The sequence below is a fragment of the Metabacillus sp. 22489 genome, assembly GCF_052044855.1.
In the GTDB taxonomy this organism is placed as follows: domain Bacteria; phylum Bacillota; class Bacilli; order Bacillales; family Bacillaceae; genus Metabacillus; species Metabacillus niabensis.
Genome location: NZ_JBQENT010000017.1, coordinates 32254 through 56496, shown reverse-complemented (window position 1 = coordinate 56496; position 24243 = coordinate 32254). Strand labels below are relative to the sequence as shown.

General features: G+C 36.5%; 20 protein-coding genes. 8 read left to right on the top strand and 12 right to left on the bottom strand.

The window, feature by feature from the left end:
• Positions 1-153 precede the first annotated feature (153 nt).
• A complete protein-coding gene (locus tag ACTJJ9_RS12070) occupies positions 154-3645 on the bottom strand; it encodes a glycosyl hydrolase (protein WP_145582570.1) in 3492 nt (1163 codons plus the stop codon).
• Between the two features lie 420 nt (positions 3646-4065).
• Between ACTJJ9_RS12070 and ACTJJ9_RS12065 the strand changes: the two genes are divergently transcribed.
• The 6 genes from ACTJJ9_RS12065 to ACTJJ9_RS12040 all read left to right on the top strand — a co-directional run bounded on the left by ACTJJ9_RS12065 (position 4066) and on the right by ACTJJ9_RS12040 (position 10202).
• Positions 4066-4506, top strand: a complete 441-nt coding sequence (locus ACTJJ9_RS12065; protein ID WP_145582569.1) for a GNAT family N-acetyltransferase — start codon at positions 4066-4068, stop codon at positions 4504-4506.
• A 154-nt stretch (positions 4507-4660) separates the two neighbouring features.
• Entirely contained in the window at positions 4661-5941 is a 1281-nt protein-coding gene (locus ACTJJ9_RS12060; protein ID WP_145582568.1) for an MFS transporter, read from the top strand.
• Between the two features lie 379 nt (positions 5942-6320).
• Positions 6321-7169 (top strand): ABC transporter ATP-binding protein, encoded by an 849-nt coding sequence (locus tag ACTJJ9_RS12055; RefSeq protein WP_095300380.1) that lies wholly within the window; start codon positions 6321-6323, stop codon positions 7167-7169.
• Positions 7117-8046, top strand: a complete 930-nt coding sequence (locus ACTJJ9_RS12050; protein WP_145582567.1) for an iron-hydroxamate ABC transporter substrate-binding protein — start codon at positions 7117-7119, stop codon at positions 8044-8046. The genes ACTJJ9_RS12055 and ACTJJ9_RS12050 overlap by 53 nt, the downstream gene beginning before the upstream one ends.
• 138 nt (positions 8047-8184) lie before the next feature.
• Positions 8185-9198 (top strand): FecCD family ABC transporter permease, encoded by a 1014-nt coding sequence (locus ACTJJ9_RS12045; RefSeq protein WP_095300416.1) that lies wholly within the window; start codon positions 8185-8187, stop codon positions 9196-9198.
• A complete protein-coding gene (locus tag ACTJJ9_RS12040; RefSeq protein ID WP_095300390.1) occupies positions 9195-10202 on the top strand; it encodes a FecCD family ABC transporter permease in 1008 nt (335 codons plus the stop codon). The genes ACTJJ9_RS12045 and ACTJJ9_RS12040 overlap by 4 nt, the downstream gene beginning before the upstream one ends.
• A 140-nt stretch (positions 10203-10342) precedes the next feature.
• Here the strand turns inward: ACTJJ9_RS12040 and ACTJJ9_RS12035 are convergent, their stop codons facing one another.
• Positions 10343-12367, bottom strand: a complete 2025-nt coding sequence (locus ACTJJ9_RS12035) for an ABC transporter ATP-binding protein (RefSeq protein ID WP_145582571.1) — start codon at positions 12365-12367, stop codon at positions 10343-10345.
• A gap of 9 nt (positions 12368-12376) precedes the next feature.
• Complete coding sequence (locus tag ACTJJ9_RS12030) at positions 12377-14119, bottom strand: ABC transporter ATP-binding protein (RefSeq protein WP_095300391.1); 1743 nt, start codon at positions 14117-14119, stop codon at positions 12377-12379.
• Positions 14120-14841: 722 nt separating this feature from the next.
• Between ACTJJ9_RS12030 and ACTJJ9_RS12025 the strand changes: the two genes are divergently transcribed.
• Together ACTJJ9_RS12025 and gdhA are read left to right on the top strand one after the other, a co-directional pair.
• The gene (locus ACTJJ9_RS12025) at positions 14842-16335 is read left to right on the top strand and encodes a peptide MFS transporter (RefSeq protein ID WP_095300393.1); all 1494 of its coding nucleotides are present in this window, start codon (positions 14842-14844) and stop codon (positions 16333-16335) included.
• A gap of 475 nt (positions 16336-16810) precedes the next feature.
• Positions 16811-18190 (top strand): NADP-specific glutamate dehydrogenase, encoded by a 1380-nt coding sequence (gdhA, locus tag ACTJJ9_RS12020; protein ID WP_412962639.1) that lies wholly within the window; start codon positions 16811-16813, stop codon positions 18188-18190.
• A gap of 107 nt (positions 18191-18297) precedes the next feature.
• Here the strand turns inward: gdhA and ACTJJ9_RS12015 are convergent, their stop codons facing one another.
• From ACTJJ9_RS12015 to ACTJJ9_RS11975, 9 genes are all read right to left on the bottom strand, one after another.
• Complete coding sequence (locus ACTJJ9_RS12015) at positions 18298-19074, bottom strand: ABC transporter permease (RefSeq protein WP_095300397.1); 777 nt, start codon at positions 19072-19074, stop codon at positions 18298-18300.
• A 2-nt stretch (positions 19075-19076) separates the two neighbouring features.
• Complete coding sequence (locus tag ACTJJ9_RS12010) at positions 19077-19964, bottom strand: ABC transporter ATP-binding protein (RefSeq protein WP_145582565.1); 888 nt, start codon at positions 19962-19964, stop codon at positions 19077-19079.
• 12 nt (positions 19965-19976) lie between these two features.
• Complete coding sequence (locus ACTJJ9_RS12005) at positions 19977-20171, bottom strand: PLD nuclease N-terminal domain-containing protein (protein WP_095300399.1); 195 nt, start codon at positions 20169-20171, stop codon at positions 19977-19979.
• Positions 20171-20350: a transcriptional regulator gene (locus ACTJJ9_RS12000; protein ID WP_095300420.1), complete on the bottom strand. Its 180-nt coding sequence runs from the start codon at positions 20348-20350 to the stop codon at positions 20171-20173. The genes ACTJJ9_RS12005 and ACTJJ9_RS12000 overlap by 1 nt, the downstream gene beginning before the upstream one ends.
• A 35-nt stretch (positions 20351-20385) precedes the next feature.
• Positions 20386-20715 (bottom strand): DUF5345 family protein, encoded by a 330-nt coding sequence (locus ACTJJ9_RS11995; RefSeq protein WP_095300401.1) that lies wholly within the window; start codon positions 20713-20715, stop codon positions 20386-20388.
• Positions 20712-21245 carry an RNA polymerase sigma factor SigY gene (sigY, locus tag ACTJJ9_RS11990; protein ID WP_145582564.1) on the bottom strand — a complete coding sequence of 178 codons (534 nt, stop codon included), beginning with the start codon at positions 21243-21245 and terminating at the stop codon, positions 20712-20714. The genes ACTJJ9_RS11995 and sigY overlap by 4 nt, the downstream gene beginning before the upstream one ends.
• Positions 21246-21398: 153 nt before the next feature.
• The gene (locus ACTJJ9_RS11985) at positions 21399-21764 is read right to left on the bottom strand and encodes a DUF488 family protein, N3 subclade (RefSeq protein ID WP_145582563.1); all 366 of its coding nucleotides are present in this window, start codon (positions 21762-21764) and stop codon (positions 21399-21401) included.
• A gap of 182 nt (positions 21765-21946) precedes the next feature.
• Positions 21947-23158, bottom strand: coding sequence for a NupC/NupG family nucleoside CNT transporter (locus tag ACTJJ9_RS11980; protein ID WP_440768670.1), 1212 nt, complete (start codon positions 23156-23158; stop codon positions 21947-21949).
• Positions 23159-23394: 236 nt separating this feature from the next.
• Entirely contained in the window at positions 23395-24231 is an 837-nt protein-coding gene (locus tag ACTJJ9_RS11975) for a hypothetical protein (RefSeq protein WP_145582562.1), read from the bottom strand.
• Between the last annotated feature and the right edge of the window lie 12 nt (positions 24232-24243).

The following is a 24243-nucleotide window of genomic DNA, read 5'->3' as shown; positions in this document are numbered from 1 at the left end:
ACTAATGATACATTACTAATTTTCAAAAACTTCTTTCACTGCTAACAAAGCACTGGAAAATAGATAATTTTTTTCATATGCCCTCTATGGATTTCAACCCTTAAAAAAAGGACTGACATTGAATGTATTGTCAGCCCAATTGTTTCAATTTTTCTATTCTGTTGTTACCTTCGATTTACGAATAACAAAGATCGTTATGCCAACAGCAAGAACTACTAAACCTAGTAATAACCAATTATATTGACTAGTTGCTGTACTTGGTAATTCATTCCTGCCCTTTTCCTTATTCCTATCAGTTTGATCTACTTGTACAGGAGTGGCTGCTTCTTTTTCTGGTTTGTTTGTTACCGTCTCCTCTTTATCTGGAGTTTCCGTAGCTGGGACCTCCGTTTTAGGGTCTTCTGGAATTTCTTTTCCGGGATCTGTTCCTGGACCTGTTCCCGGATTTGTTCCTGGGTCTGTTCCTGGATCTGTTCCCGGATCTGTTCCTGGGTCTGTTCCTGGGCCTGTTCCTGGGTCTTCACCTTCACCATGTAACTCAACCTCATCAACGTAAGCTTTGGCTGTACCTTCCCCACTTAGTGGTTCAATTTTCACACCAATTGCATTAACACTATCAGGATTTGCAATATCCTCCAACGGTATCGTTAATGTTTTGAATTCACTATCATCTACAACAACGACACCACTATCTACCCATGCCCAATCAGAGCCTGTTTTAATATATAGGCGTGCATTCGCTGTACCAGTTGATAATTTAACCTTCGTACTTATCGCTTTGACTGCAGATAGATCTAGAGCTTGTACCTTTGCAAATTCAAAGCCTGGAGCTTTTGTTAAATCAAATATTGACATTAATGACTTTGTACCATGTGAAGCAGCTTCATCAGTCACTACCGCATTTGTTGCATTTGCTTCATTCGATTCAATGACCCAACCATCAGTTCCCTCTTCAAAATCATATAATAAGCCCGGTTGCTCCGGCATACTTCCAGGACCATCTCCACCGTTTGGCACACCGCCGCTACCATCGTTAACAACCTTGATATCATCAAAATAAAGTGTACTGTTAATTGGCTCTGCTAAGTCATCTTGCGCATTAATATAAATTGAGAATTTCGTAACGTTTTTTAGGTTCTCTTTTGTAATGACCTTACCGGCATTGCCAGCATCCCAAGGTGCAGGAGTAAATTCACTAAATGGAACATCAATTAATCCTGAACCATCAGCAGCTAAAGATGGATAAGCTTCAAATGAAATTCCGCCAATATTAATTTGGATAACTAGCTTTTGCGCTTTCCCGTCAGAATCTAACCAAAATTGAAGCTTGTTAAACTCTGACCAATTTACATTATTTAATGTTTTTGTAACACCTGTATAGTCTCCTGGACCACTAAGTGAGTAGTCATACTTTAATCCGTACGTACCAGATTGCTTATTCGCACCACTTAAAGACGTTGAAACACTTCCATTTGCAGGAACAAACGCCTTACTTAATGCAGCATCACTTCCGAGATATGATTCAAAATCATCAACTAATGATGGATCATTAGGAGCCTCAGCAAAAACACTAAGAAGTCTAATATTATCAATAAAGAAAGCACCACTCTCTAGTTTCAGCTCTTTTCCGATTAATGAAAGAGCGAGACCTGTAGCAGCCTCTGACTTAGCAGGATCATTTAAATCAATTGACGCTGTATATTTTGCATATTCATTTCCTTCAATTGTCGTTGTTTCAAGTTCAGCCAATTGTTTACCTGTTGTAGATTCACCATACTTTGTATTCCAATCTTGAGGAAGCATGGCTATCCCTAAAACACTTGCGTTCGCCGTTTTAGCTTTAACAGGAATTAACGCATCAAACGTCACTCGTTTTACAGCACCAAGGTTTACGTCAGGTAAATCGTTCAATTCTAGCTTTAATTCTTGCCACGTTTGATTTTGTTCCATGTTCGTCGCATTAATTTTTAACATTCCATTATCATTTATTATTGCATGCTCAATAGACGTTTTAATCGTATCAGGATAAGCACCATTGCTTTGAATCCCTTCGATCCCTTCATCAAACGTAAAACTCTTTATCGCAATTTCAGAAACCTTAACAATTACTGTAACTGCCTGTTCATGCAATACATTATTAGCATTATCATAAGCTTTGACAGTAATTTTTGCTGTTCTTCCGTTAACGGCTGCAGATGGAGACCAGTCAGCTGTATAATAGAATCCGTCTTTATCAAGTGTCATCGGGAACTCTTCATCTGAACCCTCTACAGTGTAGACTACCTTTGCCGGATGATCATTCAATACTCTTGCACGTATTGTTGTTGTATTTGCTTTAATTTCAGCATTTTCTGTTGGTGAGACAACATGCATAAATGGTGATTCCTCTGTAGTCGGAATTTGCTCACCTGTATACACAGTGCCAACTTCCTTTAAAAACGCAGAATAAGAGTCATTATAGAAATCGGTGAAATCCGGTAATAATTCATGGTCCTCTCCACCCTCTGGAGCATTTTTATAGCCTTTATATGGGACAAATAAGTTTCCACCTAAAGCAAAGTTAGCCCATGTTTGCATATATGAAACCTTTTTAGCATCAGGGTTGCTCTTTATTGCATTTGAAATTTTTGTAAACCACTTCAAATCTCCATTTCCTGTTGTTTTCATCCCTTGAGGACTATAGCCATATTCAGAAAACGCAGAGACTTTCCCCTTTTCTTGAGCGATTTGTGAAATCATCGCTAAATCATTTACTAGCTTACTAATAAATGACTCTGAACCAGGATTATCTTGATTATCATATTGGTCTAGTCCAATAATATCAACATAATCATCCCCCGGATATGTTTTTAAATATTCCTCTCTATTTCCATCAAAAGGTCCGTTCGGTGAGAATGCATATAAAAAGTTGCTCACCCCCTTTTTATCGCGTAAGTACTCAACTAAATAACGATATAACTCCTTGTATTCGCTTGTAGTAGTCGTTTGAGCTCCCCACCAGAACCAGCCTCCATTTTGTTCATGGAAAGGACGGAATATTACTGGGATTAATTCTCCATTATCATCCTTCAAATTATTAGCAAATACTGCAAGATTATCTAACCATGCATTAAATTCGTCATTGGCAGGACCACCCGGAAGAATATCTGCAACCGCACTTTTACTACTCGTATCATTATAACGACCGCCTGTCGCGAAGTTAGGAGGATGCATACTAAGGGCAACAATTCCGCCTAAATCATGTGCTACCTTCATTGATGTAATTAAATTTTGCCGATTTTGTTCATCCGTATTATCAGGTGAACCTGGTTTTTCATCTCCATCAAGACTTAATGTATCCCATCCAAATATAGCTGGATAATCACCAACTGAATTTAACACCTCAGATTGAGTTGACCCCACACGAGTTCCTGAACCTGTTATCGTCAATCCTTCATCTGTCGCATGCTGATGTCCAAACAACACTTGGTTACCACTTATGTTTTGCAAATATGCAAACAATTGTTTCGTATAGCTTGAAGCATTAGAATCTACAAGATTAATCGCATTTGATTTCGTTTCCGTTGCAGCAAAAGCTGTCGGTAGGACTGAAAAAATTAAAGCAACTGTTAATATAATAGATAAGTACTGTTTCCCCTTCTTCAAAATATCCTCCCCTTACTTAAAATATAATTTGTATGACCGCTACAATTAACAAAACACTAAAAGGAACTAGATTCCTTTAACCTAGTAAATCGCACCCCTCCTTTTTTGAAAGCGTTATCTTTTTGTCACTATTATACTTCCTTAACTTATTAAATTAAAGTAATTTTCTGAAAAATTTCCGAATATTTTAATTACAATAATATTAATCGATTACCTAATATCTGTTATATCCTTCTATCCATCAAAAAGATAACCCTATTTCTTTCAATTTCATTTAGTAGATTCGCATTTTCAAGCTATAAAACTATATTCATTTTCGATTTATTGTTAGTTTATCGATTAACTATTGTTGCGATTTAACCTTTTCGATGGTGAACCCATATACTGGGTAAATGAATACTTAGATGAGGTGACATATAGATGAAAATAAGAAGAGCAAATATTGCTGAAACTAACGAGTTGCTTCAATTGACTTCATATGTGATGGGCGAAAGTTCAATGGGGTATGTGCAATCAGATATAAATATAGGCTATAACGTTTTTTCCCCTTTACTAAATAATGGGGCTTATTATCTTATCGCTGTAAAAGATCACTGGATTATTGGGTGGGTATTAATTGGGCCAGACTTCAATCCAATTCATACGGAGAAAACAGGAAGTATCCTTTCGATATACGTATTCCCTGATTATCGGAATGAGGGTGTAGGGAAACAACTGATGATGCGAGCACTAAAGGAATTGCAGCAGCAAAACTATCGAAAGGTCCATCTTAATGTCTATACTGGTAATCCAGCAAAAATTCTCTATGAAAAGCTAGGATTTCATGATGTTTCTACTGTAATGGAAATAAATTTAAATTAATAAGTTATCCTTTCTAGTAACAATCATGATCGATTTAAAATACATTTGAATGATTTATCGGTTTGTAAATTATCCGTAAAATTTACTAGTTTTTCATTTTATTCCCTTTTTTTCTTGTACAATGGAATTAAATGTTACTAGGGAGGGCAAATATATGAGGCGTCTCACGAAAGAGGAAAATAGTTGGATTTTATATGATTGGGCAAGCTCTGCCTATTCAATCATTATTACAACAGCAGTATTCCCTATTTTTTATAAAGCTGCAGCTACAAATGCTGGGGTTAGCGCAGCAGACTCAACAGCCTATTTAGGTTATACAGTTGCAATAGCAACCTTTATCCTTGCTATGCTAGGTCCAATTCTCGGTACAATTGCCGATTATGAAGGAATTAAAAAACGGTTTTTTATGTTCTTTTTTTCATTAGGTGTGCTATCTACCGCTTTTTTAGCGTTTATACCGAGTGATCAATGGTTGCTCTTATTAATATGTTATACGTTTGCAGCTGTCGGATCGACCGGTGCAAATGTATTCTATGATGCATTTTTAGTTGATGTAACACCAGAGGAAAAAATGAATGATATCTCTGCGCGTGGCTTTAGCTTTGGCTATATCGGTAGTACGATACCCTTTATTATAAGTATTGCTGTTATCATCCTTTCTCAAAATAACATCATTCCTATTTCAACAACGATTGCCAGTAAAATCGCCTTCCTGATCACAGCTGTTTGGTGGGCAATATTTACAATTCCACTGCTTAAAAACGTAAAACAAAGGTATTACATTAAACGTGAACCGAACCCTGTCATTAATAGTTTTAGACGTTTAGGAACGACACTAAAGGAAATTCAAAAATATAGAGCTTTGTTTTTATTTTTACTCGCTTATTTCTTTTATATTGATGGTGTTGGAACAATTATTTCAATGTCCACTGCATACGGAACAGACCTTGGAATTAGCTCGACAAGCTTATTAATTATTTTGTTTATCACACAGGTTGTTGCAGCACCTTTTGCGATACTTTATGGACGTTTATCAGAAAGATTTACTGGAAAAAAGATGCTATATGTCGGCATCATTGTCTATATGATTGTCTGTATTTACGCTTACTTTATAAAGACTACATTAGATTTCTGGATATTAGCAATGCTTGTCGCAACCTCACAGGGAGGGATTCAAGCTCTAAGCAGATCCTATTTCGCTAAGCTTATACCTAAAGAAAAGGCAAATGAGTTCTTCGGCTTTTATAATATATTTGGCAAATTCGCCTCGATCATGGGCCCGCTTCTTGTTGGTGTCACTTCCCAGCTGACAGGAAGTTCAAATGCCGGCGTATTAAGCCTAGTTCTACTATTTATTATCGGTCTCATTATTTTAATACGTGTTCCAGAACAAAAAACAAGTAATAAGAACTCGTCTGGTTCTATTTCCGTTTAAACGTTATAGCTTGTAATCCCGAAGAGGAATTCTTTATGAATATCCTCTTCAGTTTTTAAAAGCGGTTTATGTAATGACACTATTTTCCCCTTCAAAAACCGCCTCTACGTTTAATTACACTTAACTTATAAAAACATTTCATACAATCCTTTTCCAATCATTCACTATTTTAATTTCTATTCAAACTGTATCATTTTTACATTTCCAGTTTTTGGATTCCCATTAGCTTCTAATCTCCTAAGTATTCAGAACATTTTATAAAAGTTACTAATTTCAAACTTTATTTATATTGACATTTAATAAAGAAAAATTTATATTAATATCGTAATCAATATTGATAATCATTTTCATTTATTATATTACTATGGAGGTCATAAAGATGGTTCGCCTACTTACTGATGCATTAAACATTGGCTATGGTGAACGATTAATTGTCAAGAATCTCAGTGTAACGATTCCAGATAAAAAAATAACAACCATTATCGGATCCAATGGTTGTGGAAAATCAACATTGCTGAAGGCAATTACTCGCATTATTGCTCATCAATCAGGATCAGTCCTATTAGACGGCAAAGATATTTCAAAAGAAAATACAAAGGTTCTTGCTCAAAAAATGGCTATCCTTCCTCAAACCCCTGAAGGTGCAGCTGGATTGACCGTTGGGGAATTAGTCTCCTATGGAAGGTTTCCCTACCAATCCGGCTTAGGCAGATTGACGAAAAAGGATTATGAAGTCATCGATTGGGCATTAGAGGTTACAGGTACTACTAGCTATAAATTTCGGCCTGTCGATGCACTATCAGGAGGTCAACGTCAGCGAGTCTGGATCGCAATGGCGCTCGCTCAGGAAACAGAAATCATTTTTCTTGATGAACCTACGACATATTTAGATATGGCTCACCAATTAGAGGTTTTAGAATTGTTACAGAAATTAAATCGTGAACAAAATCGAACTATTATTATGGTTCTACATGATTTGAACCAAGCTGCTCGTTTCGCTGATTATATTATCGCCCTAAAAGATGGTGAGATTGTGAAAGCAGGTGCTTGTGAAGAAATTATCACGAAAGAAGTACTCCATGAAGTTTTTCAAATTGATGCAATGATTGGCCGTGACCCGAGAACAAATAAACCAATGTGTGTTACTTATAATTTATTAAAAGGAGAAACAACATATGAAGAAGAAACTATTAGTCCCGTTTATGCTAATGCTAACGCTCATTATTAGCGCTTGTGGAAACTCAGAATCTAGCAAAGAAGAAAGCGGCTCGACACCAAAGGAGAAAGAGCCAGAAACCTTTACATACGAATCTGAAACAGGTCCAGTTGAGGTTCCATCTGATCCACAAAGAGTTGTTGTGCTTTCAGGCTACACTGGAGATGTCATTAAATTAGGCGTCAATGTTGTTGGTGTAGATACTTGGTCTAAAAACAATCCAACCTTTTCAGAGGAATTAAAGGATGTTGCGGAAGTATCAGAGGATGACCTAGAAAAAATTATCGAATTAGAGCCAGATTTAATCATCGGACTATCAACTCTTAAAAATGTGGACAAATTAAAGGAAATTGCTCCTACAGTTACTTATACATGGGGCAAAGTAGATTATTTAACACAACACTTAGAAATTGGTAAGCTATTAAACAAAGAAAAAGAAGCTCAAGCCTGGGTTGATGACTTTAAGAAACGTGCTGAAGAGGCTGGGAACGAAATCCGTGCAAAAATCGGTGAGGATGCAACTGTATCTGTTATCGAAGCATTTGGTAAAGACCTATATGTTTACGGTGACAATTGGGCACGCGGAACAGAAATTTTATATCAAGCTATGAAATTGAAAATGCCTGAAAAAGTAAAAGCAGACGTATCAAAGGCAGGTTATTACACACTGTCAACTGAAGTACTTCCGGAATATGCAGGAGATTATGTCATTTTAAGTAAGTATTCTGATGCAGATACAGCATTCCAAGAAACTGAGACATATAAAAACATTCCAGCTGTTAAAAATGGCCATGTCATTGAAATGCAAGGGGAAGGTGCATCATTTACTGACCCAGTTACTCTTGAAAAGCAACTTGCCTTTTTCAAGGAAGCTTTTCTCGGCAAATAAAACACTAAGAAGCTAGGATTCTACTGCTTGTATGTTAAATGAATCACCAAGATAAGTGGTGGTTCATTTGACAGGGGTTGATTGACAATTCAATCAACCCCTTTCCCTATTCAAAAGAAAGGAATAAATAAGAGACTCATGACAAACAACAAAACTCGAAATTCAATCCCATTTATTTTCAAACTGATTATAACTATCATAGTATTTATCAGTATGTTTGTCGTAGCAATGGTTTTTGGTGCAGCAGACGTCTCGGTTAGGGATGTATGGTTAGCTCTGACATCTTCTGCTTCGGGAGAAAAAATTTCAATCATCCGTGAAATTCGTTTACCCCGTGAAATAGCAGCTGTTTTTGTTGGCGCTGCTCTTGCCGTTTCCGGCGCAATTATGCAAGGAATGACAAGAAACCCACTTGCTGATCCAGGCTTACTCGGGCTGTCTGCTGGCGCTTATGCAGCATTGGCCTTTACGATCGCCTTTATCCCGTCAGCCAATTACTTTATCACAATGCTCGCTTGCTTTATTGGAGCAGCCGTAGGAGCAATAATGGTATTTGGGATTAGCGCTATTAGAAGGGGAGGTTTCTCTCCACTTCGGATTGTCTTAGCAGGTTCAGCAATTTCCTCCTTTTTATTCGCACTTGCAGAAGGAATTGGCCTTTATTTTAAAATTTCAAAAGATATTTCCATGTGGACAGCGGGGGGAATGATCGGTACAACGTGGAATCAGCTCCAAGTGATTGTTCCTTTTATTATCGTTGGGATCATTATTTCTCTTTTTCTTTCAAGACAGCTTACAATTCTCAGTTTAAGTGAGGAAGTAGCGGTTGGATTAGGACAAAATATTACACAAATCAAAATTCTTCTATTTATTGTCATTATCATTCTTGCAGGTGCATCTGTTGCTCTGGTTGGGAATATGGCTTTTATCGGTCTGATGATCCCGCATATTGTTCGTGTAATAGTAGGAACTGATTACCGTTATATTTTACCGATGTCAGCCATTGTAGGAGCCACTTTTATGCTATTTGCCGATACACTCGGTCGTACTCTTAATTCGCCATACGAAACACCAGTAGTAGCAATTGTAGCTATTTTTGGATTACCTTTCTTCCTAATCATTGTCAAAAAAGGAGGAAAAGCATTCTCATGATCCATCCAGCACTAATAAAAAAACAACGACTCATATTATTTATTTCTCTACTTCTTATTCTAGCTACTATTGTTATTGGCTTAGGAATGGGGAGTGCGAGTGTGTCATATGATCGACTCATCCATATTTTGTTAGGTCAAGGTACCTTTAAAGAGGAATTTGTTTTATTTTCTATTAGATTGCCACGAATATTGATCACTTTGTTAGCAGGGATGGCACTAGCCGTTTCCGGTGCAATTTTACAAGGAATCACTAGGAATGATTTAGCAGACCCTGGCATCATCGGAATCAATTCTGGTGCAGGTGTTGCCATTGCTGTTTTCTTTTTATTTTTCCCAATCGAAGCTGGTTCTTTTGTTTATATGATACCACTCGTCGGCTTTTTAGGTGCTGTTTTAACAGCTTGTCTGATTTATTTGTTAGCTTTCAACAAAAATAGTGGCCTGCAGCCTGTACGAGTTGTTTTAATTGGAGTAGGATTCTCAACAGCCCTCTCTGGAGCGATGATTGTTCTAATCTCCTCCGCTGAACGAACAAAGGTTGATTTTATTGCCCAATGGATTGCAGGTAATATTTGGGGCACGGATTGGCCATTTATATGGGCGCTCCTTCCTTGGTTAATCGTCCTGATTCCATTTACGTTGTATAAAGCTAATCGATTAAATCTCTTAGGATTAAGCGAGCCTGTTGCTATTGGGGTAGGGCTTTCGATTGAAAAGGAACGGATTATTTTACTTCTAACAGCTGTTGCATTAGCTGCTTCTGCAGTTTCAGTTACAGGAGGCATTTCATTTATCGGACTGATGGCCCCACATATTGCAAAGGCATTAGTCGGCCCGAGAAATCAATTATTTATCCCTGTTGCGATCTTGCTTGGTGGCTGGCTATTGCTGTTCGCCGACACGATCGGACGAAACCTCATTGAACCAAGCGGCGTACCAGCAGGCATCATGGTCTCACTCATCGGTGCTCCTTACTTTGTCTATTTATTATTGAAGAAGTAAAGAGAATTTGTATCTTAAAAATTCAAATCCCCCTTCAACCGTTAGCTCATTTAACAGTTGGAGGGGGATTTAATATGTATTTGGATTTTCTAAGCAATGAAAATGGAGAGCCTCACCTTTTAGGAGACTCTCCATTCCTCTTAACTAACCCTTGAAACCTCTCTTCCTAGCTGAAGCTGATGCATTTGATAGTATTTTCCTTTTTGTCTAAGAAGCTCTTCATGGTTTCCTCTTTCAACTATTTCTCCTTGATCTAAGACAAGGATTTGATCAGCATTACGAATCGTTGATAGGCGGTGGGCAATAATGAACGTTGTTCTGCCCTCCTTAACAATATTTAACGCTCGTTGAATCATTGCTTCTGTTTCAGTATCAATATTCGCTGTTGCTTCATCTAAAATAAGAATAGCGGGATCATAAGCAAGTGCGCGGGCAAACGAAATAAGCTGACGCTCACCTGCAGACAATGTACTTCCTTTCTCAAGAACAGGCTCATCATACTGCTTTGGAAGCTTTTCAATAAACCTGTCAGCACCAACATCCTTTAAAGCCTTTATAACTTGCTCCTCAGAAATATTTGGATTATCTAAACTAACATTTGACGAAATAGTCCCTGTAAATAAAAACGGATCTTGAAGTACAATGCCCATATGCTTTCTTAAATGCTGTCTTGGAAGTGCGCTCACATCGTTACCATCAATCGTGATTTTGCCCTTCTCAATATCATAGTAACGGAATAATAGGTTTATAATCGAGCTTTTCCCCGACCCAGTATGCCCGACTAATGCGACAGTCTCACCCTTACTCGCTTGGAAATTTATATTTTTGAGAACGTCATGCTCTCCATCATACGAAAATGTCACATTAGTAAATTGAACATTTCCCTCATATCGAGAAATCTCACCCTCTGCAACATTTTCTCCCTTTTCATCTAACAATTCAAACACCCGTTCCGAAGCAACACGCGCCTGCTCAAGCTGGGCAAGTTGGTTCACAATATCTGTAACAGGTTGGAACAATCTATTTAAATAATCAACAAAGGCATAGAGCATTCCAATTGAAATAATACCGGCAGCGTCCATCGATTGCCCGCCGAAGTACCAAATTAGTACGACAAAGGTTCCATTACGGAGAACACCGACTAAATTATGAGATGTTAAAGAATTTAAACTTAGCAATTTATTTTGATACGTAAAATGTTCATAGTTCAAATCCTCAAATTCCTTTGTGATCTGTTCCTTCCGCTGAAATGCCCGAATAATTGGCATTCCTTGAATAGATTCATTAATCATTCCATTGATATCACTTACCCTTGTGCGAATAAGGTGGTTATATTTTGATGCAAGTTTCCGATAGACGATAACCCAGAGAGCGATAATAGGTACTAGTAAAAGTGTAATTAACGCAAGCCTTGTATCAAGGAAAAATAATGCGACAAAAATTCCCGTCATATAAATTCCACTTGTAAAAAATGTCGCTAACACTTTTACATAAAGCTCTCGAATCGCTTCAGTATCATTTGTTACACGCGAAACGATCTTTCCAGCAGGTCTGTTATCAAAATATTGAATAGGAACCCGTTGAATATGCTCAAATACATCCTTTCTCATCTTTTGAATGATCCGGTTGGCCGCCTTTTGGAGCATTAAGGTTTTACCGTATTGGAAAAATCCTGCAATAACTAATAAACCTACATAGAAACTTAATAATATAACGATAGGTTTAATTTCCGGCTGATAAAAGGCGAAAATTTCCTTTTGGCTTAACTTTTCAATTTGATAAGTTGCCTCCTGATTTCCCTTTATAACAGTCAATTGTTGCCCATTAACTTCTCTATCTCCATCAAATGATAAATGTTGATTTGTTGAATAGAAGGATCGCCCAACCTGGACGATTTGCAGTTGGGCATCTCCTACCGTATCTTGTTCTGTCACGTTTGAACTTCTCTTATAGAAAAGCCCATTATATTCGACTGTCTGATCATCCTTAGCTTCCACTTCAATCCAAGGACTTTCAATGCCCCTCATATGCTCATCAATCACTTTCTTTGCGATAAACGGCCCTGTTAATTCAGCTGCAACAGCAAATGTTAACATGACGAGGGCAAAGATAATTGTCCTTTTATAAAGAAGTGCGTAGTGAAACAATCGTTTTCCTGTTGATATCCGTTTCAATTAGCTCACCTCTCCATATGATTCAGCCTGCTGCCGATCGAATTGCTCTTTATACCATTTCCCCTTTTCAAGAAGTTGCTCGTGTGTCCCTTCTTCAACGATTTGCCCTTCATCCAAAACAATTATCCAATCAGCATGTTGAATTGCCGACAAACGATGAGCTGTAATAAATGTCGTTTTCCCTGCTCTTTCTTTACGAATGTTTTCTATGATTTCTGCCTCAGTCTTTCCATCAACTGCAGACATCGCATCATCTAAAAGCAAAATTTCCGGATCTTTAATAAGAGCTCTCGCAATAGATATGCGCTGTTTTTGCCCTCCTGATAAAGCAACACCCTTCTCCCCAACGAGTGTGTCAAGCCCTTTAGGCAAGACTGTTAAATCAAAGGCAGCTAGCTTTAAGGCTTGCTGGATTTCCGCTTCACTGACTTCTTCTTTACCGAATTTTAAGTTCTCTCGTATCGATCGGGAAAATAGGATTTGCTCCTGTGGAACGTAACCAATCCAAGAATGAACATCCTCAATCTTAATAGATTCTAGTGATTTATCAGAAATGAGGATTTCTCCAGTTCCTAATGGATATTCCCTTAACAGCTGCTTAAGCAGGGTAGATTTCCCACTTCCTGTTTTTCCAACTACACCAATCGTCTCTCCTCGATTAACATGTAGTGAAATGTTTTTCAAATTATCAGTTGTTGCAGATGGATAACGAAATGAAACATTTGAAAACACTATTGATTCAGCAACCTCGACATGAGCCGGATTACTTTTGTCCTTAACGTCTTGTTCATACGAAAGAACCTCATTAACACGATCTAATGATGCATTTCCGCGCTGTAAAATATTAATTAACTCACCTACAGCATTCATAGGCCAAATTAGCATCCCTAAGTAGATATTAAAGCTCACCAATTCACCTAACGTTATAGCTTGATGGAAAACAAGATATGCACCATAACCAAGTCCAATGACATAACTAATTCCTACCAATATTTTAATTGTCGGTTCAAATAAGGCATCAACCTTAGCTACTTCAATATTTTTTTGATATACATCCTCTGTCATATCGTTAAATCGCTGTTCATCTGCCTTCTCCTGTACGTATGCCCGGATAACCCTAACACCAGCAATCGATTCAAGGACATTATCATTTAAATCACCAAAGGCATCTTGTGCCCTCATAAACCGTTTATGAATCATATTACCGAAATAATTTATCGCAATAGCCATAATAGGCAACGGTAATAATGCAGCTAGGGTAAGCTGCCAGCTGATCGTTATACTCATAACGAGAATAATAATCATCATAAAAATTGTTGAATCTATTAATGTTAAAATCCCAAAGCCAGCTGTCATGGAAATAGCCTTTAAATCATTCGTCGCCCGCGCCATCAAGTCACCTGTTCGGTTTCTCTCATAAAAGCTAGGTGTCATTGATAATAAATGTCTCATAAATCGATATCTCAGGATTCGTTCAATTAAATGCGCTCCACCAAAAAGCTGATACATCCATACGTACGTAATGGCATAGCTGGATACGATAATCCCTCCAAAAAGAAGGAGTAGCTGCACTAGTCTTTCCCCTGTCATCTGACCAAATTGAATATCATCTATAGCAAAACCAATAATTTTCGGCGGAATGATATCTAATACGCTTACAATAATTAATAATGTAATTGCAATTGTATATCTCTTCCAATTCTCTTTGAAAAACCAGCTTAACTTTTTAAAAATCGAAAACATTGAAAAGTACCTCCTTATTGTTTTTTAATTTTTCGTGGTGCAGTTAGCCACCTTTCATCCAATCTAAGTCAATCCGTCTCACCTGTTCTATTAGCATCATCAAAACTCCCTTCACATTTTTATCTATAATAACGAGCAATTCGCTCGGAATATTCATTTGATAAAGCTTCTTCTCGCTTCACTAGACGCGAAAAGGCATCGAGCGTAAGCGCACGATGCCTTATTTTTAGACATAAATAAAACGCACGTTACTGATTCAAGTAACCTGCGTCTACATGTGTAAAGATAAGTGGATTAAATAATAACTATCACTTTTTATGTACTGTTATTGGACGGGTTACTTGATATGAAATTTGATAGATGTCATGAATCATTCGATTTCTCATTGTATAACCCTCCATTTCTTTTAAATTTATTCTTTTCCATTTTATGACTTTCCAATTATTATTGTCAATGCTTTTTTGTTCCTATTTACCGTTTATTTTATCTTAGTTTCTAGCTATCCATTCAACATTCCTATCTTACAGAAAACACGAGTTATTTAACTATTTTGGAAAAATTTAAAAATCAGGTAATTATAGGAATATTTTTGAATAAAATTTGAAAATATATCTTATTTTCACTTATATATCAGCTTTCATACTACCTATTTGGAAATTATTACTTTGACAACGTAAAGCGATAAAAAGTATTATAATATAATAGCAAAAGGAGGTTGTATGATGTCAGACATCAACAAGCAGAAAATTGTCTCTAGCGTCCCACAAAAAGGATTCTTCGGACACCCTAAAGGATTATTCACTCTGTTCTTTACAGAATTCTGGGAACGTTTTTCATATTACGGAATGAAGGCTATATTAATTTATTATATGTATTATTCAGTTTCAAAGGGCGGCTTAGGCTTTGATGAAAGCACAGCACTTGCGATCACCTCAATTTACGGTTCATTAGTTTACATGTCCGGTATTATCGGAGGTTGGTTAGCAGACCGTATACTTGGTACGTCAAATTCTGTTTTTTACGGCGGAATACTGATCATGCTTGGCCATCTCGCGCTTGCGATTCCAGGCAGTGTGTCACTATTCTTCGTCTCAATGGTCTTAATCGTTCTTGGTACAGGCCTACTTAAGCCAAATGTATCGAGTATTGTTGGAGAAATTTATAGCGAAGAGGACAACCGCCGCGATTCTGGATTTAGCATATTTTATATGGGTATAAACCTAGGTGCTTTTATCTCTCCATTAATTGTCGGAGAAGTTGGCTTAAAGCATAATTTCCACTTGGGCTTTTCTATTGCAGCAATCGGTATGTTTGTCGGTTTACTTGTCTTTATGCTTACGAAAAAGAAAAACCTTGGACTTGCTGGAAAGGACATAGCTAATCCTTTATCAGCTGGGGAAAAGAAAAAGGTATTCTCAATTATCGGTTTAGGTATCATCATTATTGCAGTGGCTATTGCAATTTCAATTCCATTAGGACTATTAACATTCAAGTCCTTTATAAGCCTTATTGGTGTATTGGGTATTTTAATTCCAACGATATATTTCATTGTTATGTATCGCAGCCCAAAAACAACTGCCGTTGAGCGTTCAAGAATTATTGCCTATATTCCATTATTTATTGCATCTGTTATGTTTTGGGCAATTCAAGAGCAAGGTTCAACTATTCTCGCCCACTACGCAGACAAACGAACAGATTTAGATTTTGCGGGATTAACGATTTCTCCTGCATGGTTCCAATCGTTAAACCCATTATTTATTATTACTTTAGCTCCTGTTTTTGCTTGGCTATGGGTTAAATTAGGTAATCGCCAACCATCTATACCTAAGAAGTTTTCACTCGGTCTTCTTTTTGCCGGATTCTCATTTATTGTTATTTTAGTACCGGCTTATATAGGCGGAGAACATACTCTCGTTAATCCGTTATGGTTAGTATTAAGCTATTTTATCGTTGTCCTTGGTGAGCTATGTTTATCACCTGTCGGACTTTCAGCAACAACCAAGCTTGCACCAGCTGCCTTTTCAGCACAGACAATGAGCCTATGGTTCTTATCAAATGCCGCTGCACAGGCTATCAATGCTCAAATCGTTAAATTTTATACAGCAGAAACAGAAATGCTCTACTTTGGGATCATTGGAGGAATCGCTATTCTTCTTAGTATCATTCTTTTCTTTGTATCACCAAAAATTCAAAGCTATATGCAAGGGGTTAAATAACTACACCATCGTAATGTAGAGGTGCCTCAAAATAGTGTCTAATTTTGGATAAATAATTCGTTCAAAATTAGACACTATATATAATAGTAGAAACACAACAAATTATGTGATATTTAGTATCGCTATTTTGCCTATTATGTAACATCATTCAACTTTTTCCGCAAGATTACTATAAGCAAAAAATATTATACTAATTTTGCTTTTTTTCTAACATTTCCCGTTCTAATTCCTCACAACAATAATTCAATTATAAATTCATCCATTTTTTCTACTTGCAAAACCCTTTTATAATAATGTTTCAAAGGCATATTTTTCGATTGTTCTCAATTCGGCATTAATATCATCTAATGTTGATATTGTTTAAATTATTTTTCGAGTATAAAATTCATACTATCAAAATTTTTCGATAATTGTTTGTTCGGATTTAGGTTTCGATGAAAAATATAATGAAAAGGAAGACGTGAATAGCATGATTATGACAAAGGACGCAAATCAACAAACTGGTTTACAAGCTGCGAGAGAATATGTTGATACTGTATTTGAAACAGTTAAAAAGAGAAACCCACATGAAAGCGAATTCCACCAAGCTGTAAAGGAAATATTCGACTCATTAGTACCGATTTTTGCTAAGCAACCAAAATATATGGAGCATGGTATTCTTGAAAGAATCGTTGAACCAGAAAGAGTTATTTCTTTTAGAGTACCTTGGGTTGATGATCAAGGAAAGGTTCAAGTAAACCGTGGCTTCCGTGTTCAGTTCAATAGTGCAATTGGGCCTTATAAAGGTGGATTACGCTTCCATCCATCTGTAAATGCAAGCATTATTAAATTTTTAGGCTTTGAACAAATTTTCAAAAATTCCCTAACTGGTCAACCAATTGGTGGCGGTAAAGGTGGTTCTGACTTTGATCCAAAAGGGAAATCTGACGGTGAAGTAATGCGCTTTACACAAAGCTTTATGACAGAGCTGTGCAAGCATATTGGACCTGATGTAGACGTACCTGCTGGAGATATTGGAGTAGGTGCAAGAGAAATTGGCTTTATGTTCGGACAATATAAAAAAATTCGCGGTGGCTTTGAAGCTGGTGTCTTAACTGGTAAAGGTCTAGGATACGGTGGAAGCCTTGCACGTACAGAAGCTACTGGTTATGGAACAGTATATTTTGTTCAAGAAATGTTACAGGATAATGGATTAAGCTTTGACGGTAAGACAGTTGTTGTTTCTGGTTCTGGTAATGTCTCTATTTATGCCATTGAAAAGGCTCACCAATTAGGAGCTAAGGTTGTCGCTTGTAGTGATTCAAACGGCTATATTTATGATAAAAACGGAATTAATCTTGATACTGTAAAGCGTCTTAAAGAGGTTGAGAAAAAACGTATTAGTGAATATGTGAAAGAGCATCCAGATGCACAATATGTTGAAGGTTGTGGAGGAATTTGGTCAATCCCTTGTGACATTGCGCTTCCATGTGCAACACAAAATGAAATTGACGAAGCGTCAGCTCAAACACTTGTGAAAAACGGAGTAAAAGCAATTGGTGAAGGTGCAAATATGCCTTCGACTTTAGAAGCAATTGATGTTTTCCTTAACAACGGTGTTCTATTCGGACCAGCAAAAGCTGCCAACGCAGGTGGTGTTGCTGTATCTGCACTTGAAATGTCACAAAATAGTATGAGACTTTCATGGACATTTGAGGAAGTAGATGCGAAATTACATGACATCATGAAAAACATTTATCGCAACAGCATAAAGGCTGCTGACGAATACGGTCACCCTGGAAACCTCGTTGTCGGTGCTAATATTGCTGGTTTTGTAAAAGTTGCAGATGCAATGATCGCACAAGGTGTAATCTAAAATAGAACAGCATAAATCAAATAGGAATAGAAGATGTTCTTACCTTCTATTCCTATTTTTAACTAGGTTCTAGAACGGATGAAGCCTAGAATTAATATATAAAACGTTTAATAACTTTTATAGCGTTTAAACTGAATCATTGTTAAAGCTAGGAGAACAATGATAAATAAAGCTGAACTTCCCAATGTAATAAAATATTCATTTTCCCACTTACCATTTGTTAATATACTTGAAGCACTGCTCATAGCACTTGCAGGATTCCAAGCCATATATTTAGGAAAAAGTGATTGGCAAAGGACGAACATCGCAACAATAAAAATCGTGATACCCGAAATTTCCCCGTTTTTCTTGAAAATTGTCCCAATAAATACTGTGACTGTCATCACGAATATGATCCAACAACTATACATAATTAAACTCACAACAAATCTTTCTAAATGAACATCATTAAATAAAGTATTCGTATAATAATACGCTAACCCATAGCTAATAATAAACGATACGATTAGAATAACAGCGTTTGCTAGCCATTTGCTTCCGATATAATGAATAGACTCCACAGGCCTAGTCATTAAAAGATGTAATACACCACTTTTTCTTTCTTGTGATATGCATCCCATGACACTTAAGATAAATATTGCAGTTCCGATTATTCCAAATTGTGATAAAGTACTTGAAAGAACCTCTTCTCCAGTTGGAACAGGAATCTTAATTATTGTCCCTTCCGGTAGATTTCCTGCTGCATTTAAAATTTCCGGCATATAATAAAGACTAATAGGTTGTGATATTGCCAGGATTGCCATAGCGATAGGTAACCAAATTAGTTTTTTATCTCGCCAAGCTTCTAGCCATTCCTTTTTAAATAAAATTTGAAAGGTATTCATTATTATCCCATTACCTCCATATAAGCATCTTCAAGCGTACCGCTTCTCTCTTCAAAGTGAATAATTGTTATCTCTTGCTTAATACAGTCTTCAAGTAAACAATTACGGTATTGGTTGCTCGTTAGCTTGAATGTTACAGTTGAGGAATTAGAAAAGTTTGCTTCACGTATATAATCTTTCTTAGATAGCCAACTTTTTATATCACCTTCTGTTTTAAGAAAAAAATAGCCATTTCTGGTCCTTTCTTTTAATCTCTTTATTGAACCAGACCATTTTACTTTTCCAGCCTTCATCATAATAATTTCATCACAAACTTGCTCAGCATCATGAAGAATATGAGTTGAAAACAAAATAGACGTTTTCTTTTTTAACTCTTCTAAAATACGCAAGACATCTCTACGTCCTGTTGGATCTAGAGCAGAAACCGGTTCATCTAAGATTAACAATTTGGGCTCGTGTATCAAAGCTTGTGCCAATCCTAATCTCTGTTTCATACCTCCAGAAAAACCACCTATTTTTTTGTTTTTTGCATGATGTAAATCTACGAAATGTAGGACATTATTGATTTTATCTTTTAGTTTTCCCTTTTCCATTTTCGATAATTTCCCTGCAAAGTAGAGAAATTCCACTGCAGTCATCCACGGAAAGAAGGATGGGTACTGAGGTAAAAAGCCAATCTGAGTTCGATCGATGTTTTTACATCCTTGAAATGTAATTTGCCCTGAATCAGGTTTTAATAATCCTGATAGCATTTGTAAAGTCGTAGTTTTTCCAGCACCATTTGGTCCCAATAATGCAACACATTGATTAGGTTGAATATCAAATTCAATATTGTCGACAACGATATTCGTTTTGTATCTCTTCGATAACCCTTCAACAGTTAATAGCAATAGATTTCCCCCTTAATCTCTTTGACTATTTCGACCGATAATAAAATAAAGAATAGGTCCTATTATACTGATACATACAATGATTAATACCCAAATCCACTTTTCACTGATTGGTTTCTCATCTTTCACACAACTTATAATCGCTGTAAGCATTAATATGAGTTGTAATATAATGAGTGGAGCTATTATTCCCCATGGTATATCCATCATTTCCCCTCCCTTTTAGCTACGTTTTTTCTATAGGGTATAACTACAAAAAGGTAGTAAAACAACAACGGCATCGGAAATTGAATCAACCCCCATACTCCCCAAAACCAAGCGGAAGCTCCCTTCCTCCTCGCATCTAAAAAGAGAGTGATGCTTTGCAGAAATAAAATTGGTGTCATTAACAGTATAAAAGCCCAAGTTTCTAAACCTAGTATCAACGTAAAGACACCTCTTCTCTCTTATTTCTACGTTTCCGCTCAAAAATAAAAGCAATTGGCATAAAACATAAAGTAAAAATTTGCAGCAACATAAAAACACTTGTTAATTTAAATGCTAATGTCATATAAAAGGCTAAAATAATAATTGCTGTGAATATAAATATTATTAGCTCTCGTCTTTGGGCCCTTTTTCTTTCCTTCTTATATTCAATTAAAGTATTCATTAACTGAAAGTGTTCTGGTATCTCCACTTCATAAACAGTTTCTACATCTTTCAAGCTTTGCTTTAAGTCAAAAATAAGCTCTTCATCATTCCTTCCCTTCATGATTCAAACTCCTTTCGTATCCGTTTAAGTCCGTAATGAATACGGGTTTTTACTGTACCTTCCTTTAAATTAAGCATTTTTGCAATTTCCCCATTAGTAAAACCATAATAATGTTTTAACAAAATTGGCGCTCTAATTTCAGGTTCCATTGAGGAGAAAACATCCAAATGGCTAGACCATTCATAACCTTTTCTCATCAGATTCCATTTCATTTTTTCCATCACTTCTACCTGAATTTTTTCTAAGCGAACATTCTCCCTCTTTCTTTTACGTTGGTAATCAATAAATAAACGTGAAGCAATTGAAATTAGCCAAGTAGAAAATTTAGAGCTGCCTTTGAAGCCTGATAGATTCGTATAAGCCTTTAGCATTGTTTCTTGAATTAAATCCTCAGTTAAATCCTTTTGAAGAGTAAGTTTAATAAGATACTTATATAAAAACTGATAATTCATTTGAAACAAATGTGTAAAAGCTTCATCACTTCCATTTTTAGCTTCCCTAACCAATATGATTTCTTCTTGTTGGTCCAATTGATGAAAGCCCCCTAATATTATTTGTTTCTAATGATTTGACGCCTCATCTCTGTCATTCGTTCATGAAAAAGATCATTTTTATCAAAATCCACTTCTTTTTTAAGGTAACACATATATTTTTAAGCAAAAAAAGACTAATGCGCTTTAACATCAGTCTTCCATTTCTACTATTTCCTTCAAAATAATCGCATGATTATATTCTTGATTTTTTGCAGCATAAATAAATGTGATCGGCCTTGATTTTTGCTCTATTACAAATTTTTTTAGTTCCTTTAAACTTGCCTTTTGGGTTCCTTCACTTTTTAACTCTTCCATGTACTTCACTTTAAATTCGGTAAACTTCCCTGGATCATGCTGAAACCACTTTCTTAATTCTGTAGTCGGCGCAACTTCCTTCCACCATTTATCAATTTGTAAATCCTGCTTTGAAATACCTCTTGGCCAAATACGGTCAACAAGAATCCGCATTCCATCTTCTATTGACGGCTTTTCGTATGCTCGTTTCAAGTTTATCACTCAACCCACCCCTCCCGATTCTAGACCGTTTTAACTACGAATTTGTAACACGGTTTGTACCATTATGTATGTAAGCTTCTAAAGTATTTTAACATGGACTAAGTATGATCAAAAAAGGTGGTCCAAAGCTTCTCTTTCAAAAAACTGGACCACCTTTACTATATATGAATTTTAACCTCTTTTTATAAAAACATCCCAGCAATAGCAGCACTTAATAAAGATGCTAAAGTTCCTGCTGCAACAGCTTTTAATCCCATTTTTGCGATATCTGGACGACGATTTGGTGCCATACCCCCTAAGCCTCCAAGAAGAATTGCCATAGAGCTCAAGTTTGCAAAGCCACATAAGGCAAAGCTGACAATCATGACAGTTTTATCTGACAGCTGCTCAATTTGCGGTGCAAAGGCAGAATATGCAACGAATTCATTAAGAACTAGCTTTTGACCGATAAAGCTTCCTGCTGTTATAGCCTCAGACCACGGTACTCCAATCGCAAAGGCAATAGGAGAAAAAATAATACCTAAAATCCCTTCAAGTGATAGTGCATCATAACCAAAAATGCCGCCAATAGCTCCCAAAATACCATTAACCAAGGCAATTAAGGCAATAAACGCTAACAGCATTGCACCTACGTTAAGCGCTAATTTTAATCCATCACTAGCCCCTCTTGCAGCAGCATCAATGACATTTGTAGCTTCTTCATCATTTTCCATCTTAAAATCAGCTTCTTCAACTTTTTCGGTTTGTGGCATCACTATTTTCGCCATAATTAATCCTGCTGGTGCAGCCATAAAACTTGCTGCAAGTAAGTATTCAAGCGGAACACCTAATAAGGCATAGCCAACAAGAACAGAACCCGAAACAGAAGCTAATCCACCTGTCATAACTGCAAATAGCTCAGACTTTGTCATCGTAGCTAAAAATGGACGAATCACTAAAGGTGCTTCTGTCTGTCCAACAAAGATATTTGCGGCAGCTGACATCGACTCTGTCTTTGATGTTCCTAATAGCTTTGCTAACCCACCACCAATGATTTTAATAAACCATTGCATAATTCCTAGATAGTATAATACTGAGATTAATGAAGAAAAGAAAATAATAATTGTTAATATTTGAAAGGCAAAAATAGTACCAAGCTTTCCGCCTGCACCTAAAGGCCCAAAGAGGAAATTAATTCCTTCATTTGCATAGTTGATGATATTTTGTACACGTGCAGAAAACCATTCTAACCCTTCTCTTCCCGCTTCCCATTTCAAAACAATGAATGCAAAGACAAGTTGAATTACAAGACCACCTAAAATCGTTCGGATACGAATCGCCTTTTTATTATTTGATAGAAGTAGTGCGAGAGCTAGTACAACCAAAATCCCAAAAATCCCCCACAATAAATTCATAAGTTCACCTCTTATTTAAACTATTGCCATTTTCAATCTCTCAAAAGCTTCATTAACACGTCAGTCATCAGACAACTTAAAAGATATTATTATTACCACTTCCTTTCTGTAAATGAATAAAATTGAGTATAAGAATATGCCAGTAGTATTTGCAATTATAGATAAGTCATTCACATATAAAAAAGGGAAGAAAACCGCACATGGTTTTCTTCCCTGATCACTAGACTGTTTATATACTATTTAACTTCAATCACGAACGGGTAAACTGTAACCTTACCGTTCTGCTGAAATTCAGCCCAAATTTTATAAATACCTGGTTGTGAAAATTCTGTTTCAAAAACTGTTTCATCCTCTTTCAATGGATGTACGTGTAAATATTGCTCTGCTTTTTCATCTAAAATAACAACATGTCCCATCGCCCCTAAGTACGGCTCAAGTGTTGCTTCATGTACTTTAAATGATAGTGTAACAGGCTGATTTATCACTAAATCTGTTGTAGTAAGAGTTACCTTCTGTCCATCAACAGTTTGAACTAATTGCTTATCCGCTTGTAATGAAGCATGTTCATGCTCCTGCTTTGATTCATTACCGATAGTAAAAGATATAGGGGTAACATTGTATTTTAAGCTTGCTGACTTAATATCAACAAATGCTCGATATGTCCTATCACTTAATTGATGTGATACTTCAAATGTCCCTGGTGCTATTTCTTTAGGGTGTAAATGTTCATAACGTTCTAAGTGTTCATCAACAACGATAAGATGAACAAGCTTCTCATGATTTACTTCAAGATCTGTAACAGGGTTGCCAGACTTATCTTTCATTGTAATTATTAATTTTTGATCGTTTTCAGCTAATCCTACATTGATTTCATTCTCAGCTTTTTCAGCATTATGCTGTCCATGAGCTTCCTCTGAAATGTTATGTGTTTGCTTACTAGTTGTTGTAGCAGAGTGCTTTTCCTCATTGTGCACAGAAACACTCTGATCATCAACAAACAATGAATCATATATAAAATAACCCGCTATGACGATAGCCAAATAGAGCAAAGCTGATGCAATCCATTTCTTCATTCCATTCATCTC